Annotated in this window: 12 protein-coding genes, 1 tRNA gene and 1 pseudogene; 12 read left to right on the top strand and 2 right to left on the bottom strand. The window is 61.7% G+C overall.

What is annotated here, in order from left to right; all coding sequences use genetic code 11:
- Positions 1-42: 42 nt before the first annotated feature.
- Positions 43-132: transfer RNA gene (locus NVV77_RS13650), tRNA-Ser, on the bottom strand.
- A gap of 226 nt (positions 133-358) precedes the next feature.
- Between NVV77_RS13650 and NVV77_RS13655 the strand changes: the two genes are divergently transcribed.
- The 4 genes from NVV77_RS13655 to NVV77_RS13670 are packed head-to-tail and all read left to right on the top strand — an operon-like array spanning position 359 to position 2,242.
- A complete protein-coding gene (locus tag NVV77_RS13655) occupies positions 359-682 on the top strand; it encodes a hypothetical protein (protein WP_295414182.1) in 324 nt (107 codons plus the stop codon).
- A 52-nt stretch (positions 683-734) separates the two neighbouring features.
- Positions 735-1,391 (top strand): peptide-methionine (S)-S-oxide reductase MsrA, encoded by a 657-nt coding sequence (gene msrA / locus NVV77_RS13660; RefSeq protein WP_295414184.1) that lies wholly within the window; start codon positions 735-737, stop codon positions 1,389-1,391.
- Positions 1,392-1,449: 58 nt separating this feature from the next.
- On the top strand, positions 1,450-1,842 hold the full coding sequence (locus tag NVV77_RS13665; protein ID WP_295414185.1) for an MmcQ/YjbR family DNA-binding protein: 393 nt from the start codon (positions 1,450-1,452) through the stop codon (positions 1,840-1,842).
- 25 nt (positions 1,843-1,867) lie between these two features.
- A complete protein-coding gene (locus NVV77_RS13670; RefSeq protein ID WP_295414186.1) occupies positions 1,868-2,242 on the top strand; it encodes a VOC family protein in 375 nt (124 codons plus the stop codon).
- A gap of 113 nt (positions 2,243-2,355) precedes the next feature.
- On the opposite strand, the gene NVV77_RS13675 is transcribed toward NVV77_RS13670, so the two are convergent.
- Positions 2,356-3,456: a Gfo/Idh/MocA family oxidoreductase gene (locus tag NVV77_RS13675; RefSeq protein WP_295414188.1), complete on the bottom strand. Its 1,101-nt coding sequence runs from the start codon at positions 3,454-3,456 to the stop codon at positions 2,356-2,358.
- A 340-nt stretch (positions 3,457-3,796) separates the two neighbouring features.
- Here NVV77_RS13675 and NVV77_RS13680 point away from each other — a divergent pair, with 340 nt between their 5' ends.
- From NVV77_RS13680 to NVV77_RS13715, 8 genes and pseudogenes are all read left to right on the top strand, one after another.
- A complete protein-coding gene (locus tag NVV77_RS13680) occupies positions 3,797-4,855 on the top strand; it encodes a LacI family transcriptional regulator (protein WP_295414190.1) in 1,059 nt (352 codons plus the stop codon).
- 618 nt (positions 4,856-5,473) lie between these two features.
- Positions 5,474-5,785: an STAS domain-containing protein gene (locus tag NVV77_RS13685; RefSeq protein ID WP_295414192.1), complete on the top strand. Its 312-nt coding sequence runs from the start codon at positions 5,474-5,476 to the stop codon at positions 5,783-5,785.
- Between the two features lie 19 nt (positions 5,786-5,804).
- Positions 5,805-6,173, top strand: a complete 369-nt coding sequence (locus NVV77_RS13690) for a response regulator (RefSeq protein ID WP_035079565.1) — start codon at positions 5,805-5,807, stop codon at positions 6,171-6,173.
- A gap of 69 nt (positions 6,174-6,242) precedes the next feature.
- Positions 6,243-8,270: a chemotaxis protein CheA gene (locus NVV77_RS13695; protein ID WP_367178628.1), complete on the top strand. Its 2,028-nt coding sequence runs from the start codon at positions 6,243-6,245 to the stop codon at positions 8,268-8,270.
- Positions 8,267-8,764, top strand: coding sequence for a chemotaxis protein CheW (locus NVV77_RS13700; protein WP_295414194.1), 498 nt, complete (start codon positions 8,267-8,269; stop codon positions 8,762-8,764). The genes NVV77_RS13695 and NVV77_RS13700 overlap by 4 nt, the downstream gene beginning before the upstream one ends.
- On the top strand, positions 8,761-10,851 hold the full coding sequence (locus tag NVV77_RS13705) for a methyl-accepting chemotaxis protein (protein WP_295414196.1): 2,091 nt from the start codon (positions 8,761-8,763) through the stop codon (positions 10,849-10,851). Before NVV77_RS13700 ends, NVV77_RS13705 begins: the two co-directional genes overlap by 4 nt.
- A gap of 100 nt (positions 10,852-10,951) precedes the next feature.
- A complete protein-coding gene (locus NVV77_RS13710; protein WP_295414198.1) occupies positions 10,952-13,267 on the top strand; it encodes a methyl-accepting chemotaxis protein in 2,316 nt (771 codons plus the stop codon).
- Between the two features lie 121 nt (positions 13,268-13,388).
- Positions 13,389-15,178, top strand: a pseudogene (locus NVV77_RS13715) (methyl-accepting chemotaxis protein).
- Positions 15,179-15,278 lie beyond the last annotated feature (100 nt).

Raw genomic sequence — 15,278 nt, forward strand, 5'->3', positions numbered from 1 at the left:
TCCGGGTGCCCAAGTTATTGAAAGTGCTGGCTTTGGGGTAAATGGCGGAGAGAGAGGGATTCGAACCCTCGAGACGGTTCCCCGCCTACACACTTTCCAGGCGTGCGCCTTCGACCACTCGGCCATCTCTCCGCATCGCCTTTGCAACCCTGGAACCAGGTTGTGCACGGCCTTGTTATGCCGTTGCGAGCGTGGCGCAATATACTGATGAACGTTTCGGGCGCAAGCATGAGTTTTGTCCTGTCCCGTATGTTTTTCGTGATTGGGCTGATCTCTTGTGAAACGGCCCCGGTGCGTGGCAAAAGGAAGGACGTGCAGGGGTGCAGCGGTCGGCGCCCACAAGCACAGGACGGGGTGAATGCGGATAGCCTTGCGAATTGTCGGCACCTGGCTCATTGGCCTGGCGCTGGTCTTGCTTGTCATTGATGGCACGAAGTCACTGGCGGCCAATGCCGTCGTCATGACGTCATTGGGCGATATCTGGCTGCAGATCCATGCGCAAAGCCTTGATATTGTTCGGGAGTTTTTTCATAGCCGGTTCTTTGCCAATCTGCTCGACCGGGTCTTCGACGCTGTTCTCACCTATCCCGCCTTCGCCGTGATCGGCGTGCCGGGGATCGTGCTGGCGCTTCTGGGGCGCAAGCCGCGGCGGGAGCGGTTTTTGCGGGCTGACGATATCTGATCTAAAAATCGGGGGCGACAATCCCCATATTACGCGGCGAAAGGAGAAACTCATGTTCTTCCGCACCAAGCCGACTACCATCCCCACCGAAGCCGAGGCGCTGCCCGGCCGCGACATGGAAATGCCTGTCGTATCACAACATTTTGTCAATGGCGCCGCTCTCAAGGGGCCCTATCCCGAGGGTGTCGAGACCATCTATTTCGGGCTCGGTTGCTTCTGGGGCGCTGAGCGCCTGTTCTGGAAGTTGCCCGGGGTTTTCGTGACTGCCGTGGGCTACCAGGGCGGGCACACGCCCAATGCCTCCTATGAGGAGGTCTGCTCGGGCCGTACGGGCCATACCGAGAGCGTCAAGGTGGTCTATGACCCCAAGACTATCTCATTGGAAACGCTGCTGAAAACCTTCTGGGAAGAGCACGATCCGACCCAGGGCATGCGCCAGGGCAATGATGTGGGTACCCAGTATCGCTCGGCCATCTATACGACGACGCCTGAGCAGGCTGAAACCGTGGCTGCGAGCAAGGCCATGTACGAAAAGGCCTTGCGCGAGAAGGGGTTGGGAGCAATCACCACCGAGATCGACGAGGCCGGTCCGTTCTACTATGCCGAGACCTATCACCAGCAATATCTGGCCAAGAACCCCAATGGCTATTGTGGGCTCAACGGGACGGGCGTGAGCTGCCCCATCGGGCTCGGGGTTGCCGCCGAGTAGTCACTTCCCTGTGCGGCGCGTGTCTGACGCGCCGCTTTTTGTTAGCAGACTGTTAACGTTGAACCTCACCTATCCCTCCATCATGCGACGCGAAGGTTTCGAAGCCTTCGTCGAGGCGCTCCCGGCGGTGACGCTGGTGCGTCAGTGGCGCGACGATTCGGTCGCAAAGGTCGGCGGCAAGATATTTGCGCTGCTCGATCGCGACCCCGGCGAGGTCTGGTGCAAGGTCTCGGACATGAGCTTCGACCTTCTTACCGAGCTGCCCGGCATTCGCCCCGCGCCCTATTTTGCGCGGGCGGGTTGGGTGGCGATTTCGGTCAACTCGCCGCTCGGGCCAGAGGACGTGGAAGCCTATGTGGTCGAGGCCCATCGGCTGGTTGCGACGAAACTGAGCAAGAAGCTCCGACAGCAATTGGGACTCGACGTTTCTCCCCGGCAGGCGCCAATTTAGGTTGGGCTTGGGAGGGGAGGAGAAAATGGCCGATGAAGGACTATTGCAGGCGGTAGGGCAGGTCTCGCGTCAGGTGCTCGATATCGAGGCGTCTACGGCCTGGTATCGCGACGTCTTGGGTCTGACGCATCTTTATCAGTTCGGTGCCTTGAGCTTTTTCGATTGCGGTGGGCTGCGGCTCTATCTGCAGGAGAGCACCGAGGCGGGGCCGGAATCGGTGCTGTATTTTCGCGTTGCCGATATCGACGCGGCCCATGAGGCGCTCGCGGCGCGTGGGGTCGAGTTCATGCAGACGCCTCATCTCATCCATCGACATGAAGATGGGATGGAAGAGTGGATGGGTTTTTTTGGCGATCTCGAAGGCAGGCCGCTGGCGCTGATGGCGCAGAAGCGGGGCTAAGTCCGACCGCAAGACAGAGAACGGAGATTCCCGCTTTCGCGGGAATGACACCGTGAAAATGAGAAAGCCCCGATCCACGTCGGGGCTTTCTTTTTCATTCCTAAAGCGAAATCTCAGCGCCCGAGCCTGCCGTCGACAAGGGAAGTGCCGAGCGGGGCAGGGCGGGTGACGGGGGTGGTGATTTCGACGGCCTGGCCGCTACGCGCGGACGTTTCAAACGCTTCCATGACTTCGAGGACGTGGAGCGCCAGGTCGCCATTGCAGCGATGAGGGCGGTTTTCGACGATGGCATGGGCCATGTCGGCAAGGCCGATCGAGCGATAATTGCCGTCGGCATAGGGCTGGTCGGTGTCCACATTGGTCCACTCGCCGCCCTTTTTGAAGAGCTCGACCTGACCGCCAAAGTTGTTGGGATCGGGAACGATCAGCGTGGCGTCGGTGCCATAGATTTCGAGCGGCACATGCTTGTGACCGGCAACGTCAAAACTCATGGAAACCTGCACCACGGCGCCATTGGCAAAGACCAGGGTGCCCGAGACGTGGGTTGCGACGTGAACCGGGATCACCTCGCCATTGCGCTCCTTGGCAGTGATGGTGCGCGTATCGCGCAGCATGGTACCGAAGCCGGAAACTTTTGCGACCGGACCGAGCAGATTGACGAGGTCGGTGATGTAATAGGGGCCCATGTCGAGCATGGGGCCGCCGCCGGCTTCATAGTAAAAGGCCGGATTGGGGTGCCAGCGCTCGTGGCCGGGGCACATGAAATAGGCGGTGCCGCCGACGGCCTGGCCCAGCTGGCCTTCATCGACAATGCGGCGGGCGGTCTGGTGCGAACCGCCAAGGAAAGTGTCGGGCGCTGAACCAACGCGCAGGTTTTTGGCGCGGGCCGCCTCGACCAGCTTCTTGCCTTCGGCAAAGACGACGCCGAGCGGCTTTTCCGAATAGACGTGCTTGCCGTCGGCAATGGCGCGCAGGCCCACTTCGACATGAGCCTTTGGAATGGTGAGGTTGAGGATGATCTCGATTTCAGGATCGGCAAAGATCTCGTCCATGCTGACCGCCTTGACGCCGAACTCGGCGGCGCGCGCCGCAGCGGCGGCCGGATTGAGATCGGCCACGGCCTTGATGTCGAGAACCGGAAAACTCTGCGCGGCCTTCAGATAGGCGGCCGAAATATTGCCCAAACCAACGATACCGATGCCGACCTTGCGCATCTTCTGTCTCCTCCTGCCGCGGGAAAGTCATCGCCGCCAAAATGCCTCGCTGCCTTGTATGGCAGCGTCCTCACCTCGCTTCTGACATGTCAACTTGGGCCAAGACAACGGCTAAGAGCTGTTGCCGCAAATATTGTCGGCGGCATATTGACATACGTACCTCAGGAGGATTTTACTGCGCAAAGGTGGCCGAATTGGCAGCCGCCCAAGCGTTGAGCACATCCCACGGGCGTCGAGCCTGTTGGGACTTTTGTGCTTTATCTTGATCTCTTGCCTTCAATCTGATGTTGTTTTCCCTTCACAACGTCGTCCGCCCAAGGACGGATGAGGGGATATTTCCGTGTCGCAAGACGATTTGCCGTCCGCCGGGCGCAGCAAGCGCGGCGTGAAGCCTTCCGGCAAGCCGACGCTCAAGACCATTGCCCAGATGACGGGCCTTGCCGTGACCACCATTTCCCGGGCGCTCAACAATGCGCCGGAACTGGCTCAGGAAACGCGCGACCGCGTGCAGCGCATCGCCGCCGAAATCGGCTATCTGCCCGATCGCGCGGCTCTGCGCCTCAAAACCGGACGCACCAATGTCATCGCGCTGGTGCTTGAACCCGATGAGCAGATCTATGGCTTTGGCACCTCGCTCGTGACCGGGATCACCGAATCGCTGCGCGACACGTCCTATCACCTCGTCATCACCCCGCTGTTCCGCAATGTGCAGCCGATCGAGCCGATCCGGCACATCGTGCGCAACCGCATGGCCGACGGGGTGATCTTCTCGAAAGCCGAGACATTCGACGAGCGCATCCGCTTCCTCGTCGACAATGATTTCCCCTTTGTCAGCCACGGCCGCAGCCAGTGGCCCGAGGCCCATCCCTATGTCGATTTCGACAATGAGGATTTTGCCTATCATGCAACGCTGCGCCTCGCCGCGCATGGTTGCAAGAAAGTGTCCATCGTGCTGCCTGACAGCGCGCTGACCTATACGGAACATCTCAAGTCCGGCATCGAGCGTGGGGCGCGCGAGACCGGTATCGCCTATGAATTTGCCGCCGACGTGAACCTCAACAGTGCCACCGATGCCATCCGCAACTATGTGATCAAGCGCTCCAAGCGCCCGGATGGTCCGGACGGCTATATCGGCGCCTCCGAGATTTCGGCCCTGGCCATTCTGGGCGGCCTGGCCGATAGCGGCCATGTGGTGGGCAAGACCGCTCATGTGGTGACCAAGCAGGCATCCTCCATGTTCATGCAGTTCCAGCCGGCCGCCGAAACCGTGGGCGAGGACTTTGTCGAAGCGGGGCGTCAGCTCGGGCAGATATTGCTGCGCCGTATTTCCGGCGAGACCGAGGGGCTTTCCTATCTGGCAAAGCCCAGCCTCCACTGGACCGAACGCGCTGCGTCCTGATCCCGCTGGATTTCCATGGCTGGGCAATGCGGCGGCGTGGTCCGCCGCGCAAATGTCTGATGACATGAGAAAATAGTCGCATTTCGCATTTTCGCGAACTGGCGCTCAGCACGTGCGCGATTTGACCTTGCCGCAATCAGGGCAAAATAAAGGCAGGGCGCGCCCGGCCCTGGTGCCCTGCCGCACTGCATAAAATTGCATCAATTTTGGCGTTTCCGGCCCGCTGGCAAGTAGCGGGACCAATGAATCAATCAATATTGCCCGGCGGAGGACTCTGAATCGTTCAAGAGTCTATTTGCCACGATTCCCCGCCGCTACGGTTGGACTCAGAATCGTGGTGCGGGATACTCTTGCAAAGAGTCTGTATTTATTCGCGAGTTATACTAACGGATGGCAAGCTAGACTAGTAAAAAACTTCTACCTGTAACCAATGATTAAGCCATTTAAGGAATGATCATAACCAGGCCGGATGGGAATACGGCTGCAAACATCGTCCATTGACTATCCAGACGGGTTCGCACGCCGCCTGAATACTTTGAACCGTTCATCGGTTGTTAACTAACCCACGCCTGAGAGCATTATGACATCGCTGATATTTTTTCCGACCAGGTCGCTGCCATGACCGGGAGCAGCACTTTCACGCTCGTTTTGACCGGAGACGTTTCGGTCAAGTCCGCTCAGGACATGCTTGGCCGCCTCAAGGAGGCGGTTGCCGAACATGCCGCGGTTGCGCTCGACACCAGGGACATTGCCCAGGCCGACGTGACCACCGTCCAGACACTTCTGGCGGCGCGCGCCAAGGCCGAGGCCCTGGGCAAATCACTGACATTGAAGGGGCCGCCGGGCCCGAAATTGCAAGCTGTGCTTGAAGGCGCGGGGTTCCTCAACCCGGCCCAGCCGACGGCCCGCTTCTGGACAGAACACATTTAACGCCACGGGACGCGACGGCATGACCAAGACAATTCTCACCATCGATGACTCCGCCTCCATCCGCCAGATGGTGGCCATGACCCTGACCGCCGCCGGCCTCGACGTGATCGAAGCCGTCAACGGGCAGGACGGCTATGACAAGGCCACCACCAATACGGTCCATGCCATCATCACCGACCTCAACATGCCGGTTCTCAACGGCATCGAATTCATTCGCAAATATCGCCAGCACCCCGCCAGCAAGGGCATCCCGATCATCCTGCTCACGACCGAGTCCGACGAGGAACTCAAGCGTCAGGCTAAGGAAGCGGGCGCGACCGGCTGGATCGTAAAGCCCTTCAAGCAGGACCAGTTGCTGGCCGTTATCAAGAAGGTCACCGGGGCATGAACATCTCCGATCCCACAGAGACATTCCGCCGAGGAGGCGCGCGAGCTGCTCGATCAGCTCGAGGCCGGCCTGCTCGATCTCGAGCAGGACCCCTCCAATGACGACCTGATCAATTCCACCTTCCGGGCCCTGCATACGATCAAGGGTTCGGGGGCCATGTTCGGCTTTACGGCGGTCGCCGAATTCGTGCACGAATTCGAGACCGCCTTTGACCGTGTGCGCAAGGGCCAGAGCAAGGCCAATACCGCTCTTATTGGCGTGGCGCTTGATGCCAAGGACCACATTCACCTTCTTATCGAGAACCCGGATGCGCCTGTGGATGGCGGCACCGAGATTCTTGTTCAGTTGCGCGCTATCGTCGATGGCGCTGCGGTTGGTGGGCATGAGGAAACCGCTTCCGAGCCGGTGGCAGCACCGGCTCCTGCCCCGGCAGCCTTTGTTGCGGAACCGGCAAAGCCCGCGGACAGCGGTGCAAAGCGCTGGCGCCTGACCTTCTATCTGCCCAGCGATGCGCTGATCTATGGCACCAATCCCGAACTGCTGCTCAAGGAGCTGGCCGGGATCGGCCCGACAGTGGTTCTGGCGCTGACGGACCGGATTCCCGATCTCGACATCATCGATCCTGAAGTCAGCTATCTTGGCTGGCAGGTCGACATCGAGGTGGCGGACGATCCGACTGCGGCGATCGACGATGTCTTCCTGTTCCTGCGCGACAATATGGAACTGACGCTGGCCCCGCTTGGTGGCGAGGCGGTAGTGGCTGTCGCTGAAGCTCCGGCACCGGTGATGGAAATCGCCGTTGCGGCCCCGTCCGACGACGCCATGCCCGAAGCGCCCTTCGTGCCCGAGCCGGTGGTTGCCAAGGCCGCTCCCGCCAAGAAGGCAAAGGCTGCGGAAAAGGCCGAGGCCGAAAAACCGGCGGCAACCTCGCTGCGCGTGCCGGCCGAACGCCTCGATGAGCTGATGGACCGCGTTGGCGAACTGGTCATCGCCCAGGCGCGCCTCAGCCAGATCGCCAATAGCTCCTCCGATACGGCACTGAAAACCATTGCCGAGGAATTGGAACGCCTGTCTTCGGGGCTGCGCGACACCACCATGGGCATTCGCATGGTGCCGATCGGGACGATTTTCTCGCGCTTCCGGCGCCTCGTGCATGACCTTTCGGGGGAATTGGGCAAGCAGATCGAGTTCATCACCACCGGTGAAGAAACCGAACTGGACAAGACCGTCATCGAGCGCCTGGCTGATCCGCTGGTGCACCTCATTCGCAACTCGGTCGACCATGGGCTTGAAAGCGCGGAAAAGCGCATTGCCGCCGGAAAATCGCCCAAGGGCACGGTGCGGCTCTCGGCGGTCTATTCGGGCGCTGAAGTGGCGATCTCCGTCATCGACGATGGTGCGGGGCTCAACCATGAGCGCATCCGCGCCAAGGCGGAGGAAAACGGGCTCATCACTGCCGATGCCAAGCTGACCGAGCAGGAACTCAACCATCTCATTTTCGCCCCGGGCTTTTCGACGGCGAAAGAGGTGACGGCACTTTCGGGCCGTGGCGTTGGCATGGATGTGGTCAAGCGCACCATTGATGGACTGCGCGGCACCATCGATGTGACGACAACGCCGGGCAAGGGTTCGGTCTTTACGCTGAGGCTGCCGCTGACGCTCGCCATCATCGACGGCATGCTGATCCGGGTCGGGGATGGACGCTACACCATCCCGCTCGCGGCGGTGGAGGAATGCGTCGAACTGCCGGTGGGCCTTGAAGCCTCGGCCAAGGGCCGCAACTTCCTCGATATCCGCGGCAGCCTCGTGCCTTATCTGCGCCTGCGCGAGGTCTTCGGTTTGAAGGGGCAGGGCGACGAGCACGAAAAGGTGGTCATCGTCTCCTCGGGCGAAGGGCGTGTCGGGCTCGTGGTCGATCAGATCATCGGCAACAACCAGACGGTCATCAAGCAGCTCTCAAAACTGCATTCGGGCATCAAGTCGTTCTCCGGCGCCACCATTCTCGGTGACGGCACGGTGGCGCTGATCCTCGACACCGCGCACCTCGTGGCCTCCGGCCAGTCCTATGTCGAACGCAATTTGGGGAGGGCCGCATGAGCGAGAACCAGGAGTTTATGACCGCCCTGACCATCAGGCTCGAAGACGAGCTCTTTGCGGTCGAGGCGAGCCGCGTGCGCGAGATTCTCGATCTCGTGCCGATCACCGAGGTGCCGAGCGCCAGGGCATTTGTGGGCGGGCTGATCAATGTGCGCGGCCGCGTCGTGCCGTTGGCGGATCTGCGGGTCATGTTCGGCATGGAACGGCCCGAACCCGATGAGGATACCCGCATCGTCGTCATGGAAGTCGATATCGACGGCGAACCCACCATTGCCGGCATCCTGGCCGACAAGGTGCATGACGTGACCGATATCGAGGCTGCTTCCATCGAAGAGGCACCCAAGGTCGGCATGCGCTGGCGCCCCGAATTCGTCAAGGGCATCGGCAAGCGCAATGGCGGCTTCATCATCATTCCCGACATGGAACGCATTTTTGAAACACCGGGCGGCAGAAGCGCGTCCGTGGCTGCACCAGAAGAGAGAGCTGCATCGTGAGACTGACCATCAAAACCAAACTGGCCGCGGTGTTCACCACGGTCGTGGCGCTCTCGGGCGCCTCCATGTTCATGGCCCTTGGCAATCTCGGCACGCTCAACAGTGAGATGGGCCGGATCATCAATGGTCCGGTCGAGCGCTCAATGGTGCTCAAGGGTATGCAATATGACATGATGAACATGGCTGCGGATGCGCAGAAGCTCATCCTGTCGCAGGACCAGGCCGAACTCGACGCCACCATTACCGGTATGGACGAACGGCTGGCCAAGATCACCACGCTGGCTCAGGATCTGCAGGGTGACTTCTCGGTAGAAGCTTCCAATGCCGATATGCAGGTAATCGTCGACACGCTAGCGGGCTACCGCGCAGCGGTCACGCGCATGCAGGAAACGTCCCGCAAGCTCACCGATACTGAGGCCTTCACCCTGACCACGACCCGGGGCAGCGCCGCCATCACGGCGGTGGAAGATAGTCTCGGCAATCTGCGCAACAGCCTCGAAACGCGCCTCAATTCGGGCGACGTCAACGTGTTGCAGGCCTATGAAGGGGTCAGCGATCTCTTCCTCATGGTCAGCGACGTTTTCCGCCAACACCGCAATATCCTGCTCGCCTCGGATAATCCAGAAAAGCAGGACGAGTGGCAGAACGACTTCAATGCGGGGGTGGGCGATATCGAGCCGACCGTCGAGCGCGTCGCACGTCTCATCGGCACTTCCGACCAGGCCGCTTTCGCCCAGGTTCGCACCGCTATCACCGAAATGGTCGATGCCATGCGGGCCGGTAACGACATCTCCATGCAGCGCTCGGACTTCGTGACGCTCAAGACCAACACTGAAGAGGCTGCCCCCCTGCGCCAACAGATCGCCGGTCTGATCGATGGCATCATTGCCCGCAATGACAGCCTGCTCGACGAAACCGTGGCCGACGCCAATGCCATGTATGAACAGAGCCGAATGCTCCTGATCGGCCTCCTGATCGCTTCCGTGCTGATCGCCGCCGTCGCGGCCACCTGGATCGTCATGTCGATCTCGAAGGCCCTGTCGAGCGCTGTCCGCCTTGCCAATGAAGTGGCCGACGGCGACCTCAATGCCAGTGTCAGCATCAAGGGCGACGACGAAGTCGGCGACCTGATCAAGGCGCTCAACGCCATGACCGCCAAGCTGCGCGAAGTGGTGTCCGAAGTGACCGCCGCGACCCGCAATGTCGCTTCGGGCAGCCAGGAAATGTCGGCCACGGCCGAACAGCTGAGCCAGGGCGCGACCGAACAGGCTTCGTCCACCGAAGAGGCCTCCGCCTCGATGGAAGAAATGGCCTCCACCATCAAGCAGTCGGCCGACAACGCTTCCCAGACCGAGAAGATTGCCCGTCAGTCTGCTGCCGACGCCATCGCCTCGGGCGAAGCGGTGAACAATGCCGTCGCCGCCATGCAGACCATCGCCGAAAAGATCATGGTGGTGCAGGAAATCGCCCGCCAGACCGACCTGCTTGCCCTCAATGCTGCGGTGGAAGCTGCCCGCGCTGGCGAACATGGCCGCGGTTTTGCGGTGGTCGCCTCTGAGGTGAGAAAACTGGCTGAACGCTCTCAGGCGGCAGCTGCCGAAATCTCGACCCTGTCGGGCACCACGGTGAAAGCGGCGCAGTCTGCCGGCGAGATGTTGGGCAAACTCGTGCCCGACATTCAGCGCACGGCGGAACTGGTGGAAGAAATCTCCGCCGGCTCTCGCGAACAGAATGCCGGCGCCGCCCAGATCAACACCGCCATCCAGCAGCTCGACAAGGTGACCCAGCAGAACACTTCGGCGGCCGAGGAAATGTCCTCGACGGCCGAGGAACTGGCGAGCCAGGCCGAGCAGCTCCAGGCCGCGATCAGCTACTTCCGGCTCGACGCCACGGCGGCCGCCGCGCTCCATGCCGCTCCGCCGGCCAAGAAGGCCAAGCGCGACCTGCGCTCGGCTGTCATGGCGACGGCACCGCATATGAGCAAGGCTCCGGTCCGCGCCAAGGCTAATTCCGGCGGCTTCGATCTCGATCTCGAAGGCGGCTCGGACGACCTCGACGACGAATTCTCACGCCGCGGCGCGGCCTGAGACCGATTGCAAACCCGGGTGCCGCGATGGACGACGCGGCATCCATTTCGACGACCGCGCTGTGACGCGCCACGACCGGCCTAGAAGGGGCACTATCTAAATGAGAATGACTATCAAGGCCAAGCTCGCGGCCACTTTTGCGACGGTCGTCGCACTTTCGGCGGGCAGCATGTTGATCGCGATCCAGAACCTGGGTCAGCTCAACGACTCGCTCGAGAACATCGTCAATGTCCGGGCAACGAACTCCCTGACGATGGCGGACCTCAAGGCCGACATGGAAGCGATGGGTTCGCGTGCGCGCGCTCTGATCCTGACCGACGATCCGGCCACCATGACCACCATCACCGAGCGACTGCTCGAGAGCTACAACGCGGCCTCGGCCGCTACGGAAAAGCTCGAGGCCAACCTGATCGATCCGCAAAACATTGCGACTCTGGAGCAGTTTACCGTCAAGTTTGAAGCCTATGTTGAAGGCGTGAAGCAGGCCTCGGAACCGGCACAGGTCAACAGCGACCTGCAGGCGCTGGCGATCAGCCGCAGCGAGGGCAGCGCCGCCCTGGGCAAGGTCGAAGAGAGCATGGGGGCGCTCAAGAAGTCGCTGGCGAGCCGCGTTGCTGCTGGCGATGCAAGCGCCTTCCCGGCCTATCAGCAGGCCACGGACATGTTCCTCACCATGACGGACATCTTCCGGCAGCAGCGCAACGTGCTCCTTGCCTCGATGGATCGCGAGCTGCAGGACAAGTGGCACACGGACTACCTCGATGGTGTTGCCGCCATCGCCTCGCAGATGCCGACGCTGGGACGCGCCTTGCCAGCCAGCGAAGCCGGGCTCTTCGGTGCCGTCCAGGCTGCCTACGAAGAAATGGTTCTGGCCATGGACAAGGCCGTCGCCATGAGTATTACGCGCGCCGACCTCCTGGCGACCGAACAGGTTGATGCGGCCAATGCCATTCGCCTCGAAGCCGTCGCCATTCTGGACACCATGATCCAGACCAACCGCGACGCATTGCGTGACGGTGTGCTGCAGGCCAACGCCACCTATCAGAATTCCATGATGCTGCTGCTCGGCCTGCTCGTTGGTTCGGCCATCATCGCCGGCGTCGCTGCGACCTGGATCGTTCTGGGCATCAGCCGTGGCCTCAATCGGGTCAAGCAGGTGGTCAATGGCGTTGCCATCGGCGATCTCGACCAGCGCGTCGAAATCAAGAGCAATGACGAGATCAAGGACCTCGTCGACACCGTCAATGTCATGACCGACAATCTCCGCGCTTCGGCCAAGGTGGTCGATCAGGTGGCCTATGGCGACCTCTCTGCCAAGCCCACCGTGCTCTCGGAAAAGGACGTGCTCGGCCAGGCCATGCAGCGCATGGTCGAAGGCCTCAGCGCCTCGGCTGCCGTGGCCGAAAAGATCGCCGCCGGCGACCTCACTGTCGAGCCGCGCCGTCTGTCGGAAAAGGACACGCTGGGCATTGCGCTCGAACGCATGGTCGAAAAGCTGCGCGACGTGATCTCCGATGCCATCACTTCGGCCAACAATGTCTCGGCCGGCGCCCAGGAAATGTCGGCAACCGCTGAACAGCTGAGCCAGGGCGCGACCGAACAGGCCTCGTCCACCGAAGAGGCTTCCGCCTCGATGGAGGAAATGGCCTCCACCATCAAGCAATCGGCAGACAATGCCGCCCAGACCGAAAAGATCGCCCGCCAGTCCGCTGCCGATGCGATTGCCTCGGGCGAAGCAGTGAACAATGCCGTGGCGGCCATGGAGACCATCGCCCAGAAGATCATGGTGGTGCAGGAAATCGCCCGCCAGACCGACCTTCTCGCCCTCAACGCCGCGGTGGAAGCCGCTCGTGCCGGCGAGCATGGTCGTGGCTTTGCGGTGGTCGCCTCTGAGGTGAGAAAACTGGCTGAACGCTCTCAGGCTGCTGCGGCCGAAATCTCGACCCTGTCTGGAACGACGGTGAAGGCAGCACAGTCGGCCGGCGAGATGCTCTCAAAGCTCGTACCCGACATTCAGCGCACGGCGGAACTGGTGGAGGAAATCTCTGCCGGCTCTCGCGAACAGAATGTTGGCGCGGCTCAGATCAACACCGCCATCCAGCAGCTCGACAAGGTGACCCAGCAGAATACGTCGGCAGCCGAGGAAATGTCCTCGACCTCCGAAGAGCTGGCGAGCCAGGCCGACCAGCTGCAGACCGCGATCAGCTACTTCCGCCTCAACGTCTCGGCAACGGCCGGTCAGGCCGCCCGCAAACCGGCAGCCAAGCGCGATCTGCGCGCCGCTGTCGCCGCCTCGGCGCCGCACATGACGGCTTCCGTCGGGCGGACCAAGGCCAATACGGGTGGTTTCGATCTCGAGCTCGATGGCGCTTCGGATGATCTCGACAGCGAGTTCTCCCGCGCAGGCGCAGCCTGACTTCTGACATGAGCCGGACGCGCCGTTTTCCCGGCGCGTCCGCCTGAAGATCGCCCACGCCCGAACACGGCGGCGAACCAAGCGTCATATCGTCAATCGGCTTTCCGCCCGGACAAACCAAATGCGTTTAACGATCAAGCTCAAACTGGCCGCTGCCTTCGGCCTCCTGATTGTCATGATGGCCGGCATCGCCACGTTCGGCATGCTCAATCTCGGCCACTTCAACCAGGAAATCACCAATATCATCACGGGCCCGGTCGAGCGTCTCAAGCTGGCCCAGAACCTGCAGATAGCGACGCTGGAAAGCGTGCGCCAGCAGAAGAGCATGCTGCTGACCACCAGCATGGCCGATGTAGAGGAATATGCCACTGCCATGGTCGCGGCGCGCGATGCCTTCTGGTCGGCCCAGGCGGCCGGCGAAGGCAGTGTGCCGGCCGAAGGCAAGGCGCTGTGGCAGAATGCCAGCGCCGTGGGCAAGCGCTTCGACGCCATCAGCGATCGCCTGCTGGCCCTGGTGCAGGCGGGCAATGTGACCGCCGCAACCCAGCTTTCCAAGGGTGAATCGCGCGATGTCACCGTCGAGATGGATGAGGCCGTCAGGCAGCTCGTGGAGCGGGCCGACGAAATGCTGCGCGAGGCCGATGAAAGCACCAATCAGCAATATGCCTCGACCTCGATGACGACCATCATCGTCTCGATCGGCGCGGTGCTGTTTGCGCTCGTCGCCGCCTTCTGGATCGCGGTCGGCGTTGCCCGGGGCCTTGCCAGCGTCAAGCGGGCCATCGACGCGGTCGCCATTGGCGATCTCGATCAGACGATCAAGGTGACCAGCAATGACGAAATCCGCGACGTGGTCGAAACCGTCAACAAAATGACGGAGAACCTGCGTGGGACGGCCGCGCTTGCCGACCAGATCGCCAATGGCGACCTGACGGTCGAACCCAAGCGCCTGTCGGACAAGGACACGCTGGGCATTGCGCTCGAGCGCATGGTTGAAAAGCTGCGCGAGGTCATCGCCGACGCCATCTCCTCGGCCGACAATGTTTCGGCCGGGGCCCGGAAATGTCCTCCACGGCCGAACAGCTGAGCCAGGGCGCAACCGAACAGGCTTCGTCCACCGAAGAGGCCTCCGCCTCGATGGAAGAAATGGCCGCGACCATCCGGCAGTCGGCCGACAATGCGAGCCAGACCGAGAAGATCGCGCGCCAGTCCGCTGCCGACGCCATTGCCTCGGGCCAGGCCGTCGCCGACGCCGTCAACGCCATGGAGACCATCGCCCAGAAGATCATGGTGGTGCAGGAAATCGCCCGCCAGACCGACCTGCTCGCGCTTAACGCGGCGGTGGAAGCTGCCCGCGCCGGCGAACATGGCCGCGGCTTTGCGGTTGTTGCCTCGGAAGTGAGAAAACTTGCTGAACGCTCTCAGGCTGCTGCTGCCGAAATCTCGACCCTGTCGGGCACGACGGTCAAGGCAGCGCAGTCGGCCGGCGAGATGCTGAACAAGCTCGTGCCCGATATCCAGCGCACCGCGGAACTGGTGGAGGAAATTTCCGCCGGCAGCCGCGAGCAGAATGCCGGCGCCGCCCAGATCAATACCGCCATCCAGCAGCTCGACAAGGTGACCCAGCAGAACACTTCGGCCGCCGAGGAAATGTCTTCGACCGCCGAGGAACTGGCGAGCCAGTCCGAACAGCTGCAGGCGGCGATCAGCTACTTCCGCCTCAACAAGGCCGCCGCCACCCAGGCGAGCGCACCCAAGGCCAAGCGCGATCTCAAGAGCGCCGTCATGGCCTCGGCTCCCCACATGAACAAGGCGGCCGGCCGGCCCAAGGCGAATGCCGGCGGCTTCGATCTGTCGCTCGACAGCGCGTCGGACGAGATCGACGAAGGCTTCACGCGTATTTCGGCATAACAAGAGGGCACCATGGCCGACCACAATCAATATGTGACCCTGGGCGTGGCGGAGGAACTCTTCGCTGCCCCGGTGACCAAGGTCCGAGGAAATCCTCGAC

The organism is Devosia sp. (genome assembly GCF_024707125.1).
In the GTDB taxonomy this organism is placed as follows: domain Bacteria; phylum Pseudomonadota; class Alphaproteobacteria; order Rhizobiales; family Devosiaceae; genus Devosia.

What these genes read in the sequence shown, in the direction of transcription:
- NVV77_RS13700 (WP_295414194.1), top strand. Translation starts at nt 8,267, where the DNA reads ATGAGCGAGAACCAGGAGTTTATGACCGCCCTGACCATCAGGCTCGAA.
- msrA (WP_295414184.1), top strand. Translation starts at nt 735, where the DNA reads ATGTTCTTCCGCACCAAGCCGACTACCATCCCCACCGAAGCCGAGGCG.
- NVV77_RS13710 (WP_295414198.1), top strand. Translation starts at nt 10,952, where the DNA reads ATGAGAATGACTATCAAGGCCAAGCTCGCGGCCACTTTTGCGACGGTC.
- NVV77_RS13675 (WP_295414188.1), bottom strand. Translation starts at nt 3,456, where the DNA reads ATGCGCAAGGTCGGCATCGGTATCGTTGGTTTGGGCAATATTTCGGCC.
- NVV77_RS13670 (WP_295414186.1), top strand. Translation starts at nt 1,868, where the DNA reads ATGGCCGATGAAGGACTATTGCAGGCGGTAGGGCAGGTCTCGCGTCAG.
- NVV77_RS13685 (WP_295414192.1), top strand. Translation starts at nt 5,474, where the DNA reads ATGACCGGGAGCAGCACTTTCACGCTCGTTTTGACCGGAGACGTTTCG.
- NVV77_RS13690 (WP_035079565.1), top strand. Translation starts at nt 5,805, where the DNA reads ATGACCAAGACAATTCTCACCATCGATGACTCCGCCTCCATCCGCCAG.
- NVV77_RS13655 (WP_295414182.1), top strand. Translation starts at nt 359, where the DNA reads ATGCGGATAGCCTTGCGAATTGTCGGCACCTGGCTCATTGGCCTGGCG.